Raw genomic sequence first — 3083 nt, 5'->3', positions numbered from 1 at the left:
GACAACACCCATGCTGGCGTAGGGCCGCGAGCCCTACTTCAGGGCCCCACCACGCTCAAAGTTGAAGAGCCGCGTTACCGTCGGTCAGAATGCGGGATACCTGGACGAGCTGTCCTAGCTGACGACGCCGCGTCAGTCGTGACGCTCGTGCCGGTCCACCAGGGGGATCCCCGCGGTCACCGGGTGGGAGCCGGCGGTCATTTCCGCGAGGGGTTGATCCACGATAGGGATTCCGGCGGTAACCGGTTCGCGCTCGGAATCGTGAGTTTCGGCAGGAGTGGTGACCGAGCGGCGTCGGCGGACGATGTCCACGACCGACTCGGCAACGAGCACACCCAAAGCCAGCCAGATCGGCAGGTAGGTGAAGATCTGCCCCGGGGCCAGGGTCTCGCCGATCGCGAGCGAGACGAACACGAGCAGCACCGGCTCCAGGTAACCGAGCAGGCCGAACACGTTGAAGGGCAAGAGCTTGCTGGCCATCGTGTAAGCAACCAGCGCGCCCGCGCTGAGCACACCCAGGCCGAGAATCGCGGCGATCAGCAGGTTCTGGTCGTCGATGGCGGCCAGCCCGTCCTCCGCACCCAGCAGGAATGCCGCGATGGGGAGCATGAGCGCCATCTCAGCCCACAGCCCACCGGAAAACGAGGTGCCGGCCTGGTGGCGCACCACGAAGTACACCGCATACCCGCCGGCCACGGCCACGGTTGGCCAGGACATGCCACCCGCGCGCCAGACCTCGTGAATCACGCCGATCGTGGCCAGCGCGGCACCGACGATCTTCCACCAGGACATCGGTTCCTTGTAAAGCACGCGGCCGATCACGACCATGACCAACGGCAACAGGAAGTAGCCGAGGGACGTATCCAGGGCGTAACCGTTCAGGGGCGCCCACGCGAACAGCCACATCTGCATGGCCAGAATCCCGGCGGTGACCAGCAGGGACAGGCCCACCAGGGGCTTCTCCCCCGCCAACACCAGGACCCGTTGAATGGCCCAGCGCCTACCCGTCATCAACAAGATCAGCGTGACCGCAGGGAAAGTGAGGAGCATGCGGAACGCCAGGATCTGATTGGCGTTCATCGGTTGCAACAGCACCGGATAGAGATACAGAACTCCGAAGAAAACGGAGGCCAATACGGAGGCCAGGACACCTCTCAGCATGAGAATGCTCCTTCCGGTCAGTGCAGCGGTATATCGCCCCTCGAGTGTGTGGATTGAATGGTTGAAGAACCTTCTTCTCAAGGTAGGGGGTGAGCGCAGTAAAGGCCACCTGTCGACGAGACTCAGCTAAACCTCGATCCACCGATGAGGTAGGGGCTGTGCGGGGTGGGTTGATAGAGGAAATGCGCCTCTGACCTGGGAAAATAGGGATGTTCTAAGTCTCTGTTTCCCAGTCAGGAAGGCGCATCTCTCAGGTGCTATTCAATCACGCTCCCAAGTCGGTGTCGTATACCTTCGATGAGCCGAACCTCGTGTCGGCTGCCGGGCTGGCCCCGGTCATGGCCTTGGCACAGAATGCCGGGTTGGTTGAACTGGCCCAGGACAAGGTGACGGTGTTCAACACTGGGGCCGATAAAGGCGCGAACGCGGGGGCGAAGATCAGCAGTCTGGTGGCCGGGATGGTGGCTGGGGCTGACAGCATCGATGACATGGACGTTCTGCGCCACGGGGGGATGGGCTCGCTGTTTGACCGGGTGTATGCCCCTTCCACCCTGGGATCGCATCTGCGGGCCTACACCTTCGGGCATGTACGTCAGCTTGATGCCGTCGGGGCCCGGTTCTTAGCGAATCTTGGTTCATATGCCCCGCTGTTGCCTGCCACACCCAGTGCTACCGGGGCTGCGGCGATGACGTTTGTGGATATCGATGACACCGTCATCGAGGTCTTCTCCGCCAAGAAGCAGGGCGCAGGTTTCGGCTACCAGGGCGATCGGGGCCTGAACGCCCAGCTGGCGGTGGCTTCCACCGCGGAATGTTCTCCCATTGTGGTGGCCCAGAGGTTGCGGGAAGGCTCGGCCTACTCCGCCCGGGGTGCTGCCCGCCTGGTCGGTGACGCACTGGCAGTCACAGCCAAGATCCCGGGCCAGTCCGGGCCGGTGGTGGTGCGCGCTGACTCCGCGTACTACAACGCGAAGGTCGCCAAAGCCGCCCGCGACGGCGGGGCCGAACTCTCAGTGACCGTGCGGATGAACAAGAAGATCAAGACCGCCATCGCCAGCATCGAGGAGAGCTCTTGGACGAAGATCAAGTACAAGAACGCGATCTACGACGAAGCCTCAGGGCAGTGGGTCAGTGAGGCTGAGGTCGCTGAAGTGCCGTTCACCGCGTTCACCTCCAAGAAAGCCTCCGAACAAGTTCAGGGCCGACTGATCGTGCGCCGGGTGCCTGAGAAGAACAAGGTCAAGCTGGCTGCCGGGCAGGACACGATCTTCGATGTCTATCGGCACCATGGGTTCTTCACCACCATCGACGCCTCAGTGCTCGTCACCTCCGCAGCGGATCGGATGCACCGTCAGCATGCAGTGATCGAGCAGGTCAACGCCGAACTCAAAGCAGGACCCCTGGCCCATATGCCCTCAGGGGTGTTCCAGGCCAACGCGGCATGGCTGGCTATCACCACCATGGCTCATAACTTGATGCGCACTACCGCGACCATTATCGGCGGGGCCATGGCCCGGGTGCGGGCACTGACTCTTCAACATCGCATTATCGGCATTCCCGCCAGGATCGCTCACCGGGCCCGGAAACTCATCCTTCATCTGCCAACAGAGTGGAAATGGGCTGATGCCTTCGACCGGCTCTGGACCGCCGCCCTGGGCCCACCAGCAACAATAGTCAATACCTGACCGCCCAGCCCTGGAAGGGCACAAGACCGAGGAACAAGGAGACCCTCGGAAACGCCGAAGTGGAACAGACCGGAGCATGGCCGGGACACCACCGGCTGCCCAGCTTCCATACTCCCGAAGTTCCACATTCTCAGCCGCCGGGCAGAGAACCCGCCGGTGGATTCAGGCTAAAAGGTCCGGGAACGGGAGCGGGTGCCTCACGTAAGAATGTCCGCGTAGTTCCCTGGGGTGATGAGC

The 3083-nt window shown here is 62.5% G+C and carries 2 protein-coding genes; one reads left to right on the top strand and one right to left on the bottom strand.

From position 1 onward, the window contains the following. Positions 1-132: 132 nt before the first annotated feature. A complete protein-coding gene (rarD, locus tag RF638_RS15880; RefSeq protein WP_368842451.1) occupies positions 133-1161 on the bottom strand; it encodes an EamA family transporter RarD in 1029 nt (342 codons plus the stop codon). A 254-nt stretch (positions 1162-1415) separates the two neighbouring features. Between rarD and RF638_RS15875 the strand changes: the two genes are divergently transcribed. Beyond that, positions 1416-2846 (top strand): IS1380 family transposase, encoded by a 1431-nt coding sequence (locus tag RF638_RS15875; RefSeq protein ID WP_368842450.1) that lies wholly within the window; start codon positions 1416-1418, stop codon positions 2844-2846. The last annotated feature ends 237 nt before the right edge of the window (positions 2847-3083 follow it).

The sequence above is a fragment of the Kocuria sp. CPCC 205235 genome (assembly GCF_040980905.1).
Lineage (GTDB): Bacteria > Actinomycetota > Actinomycetes > Actinomycetales > Micrococcaceae > Kocuria > Kocuria carniphila.
This window is presented reverse-complemented; position numbering and strand designations above follow the sequence as displayed.

Excerpts from the sequence above, each read along its gene's own strand:
- rarD (WP_368842451.1), bottom strand. The coding sequence starts at position 1,161 with ATGCTGAGAGGTGTCCTGGCCTCCGTATTGGCCTCCGTTTTCTTCGGA.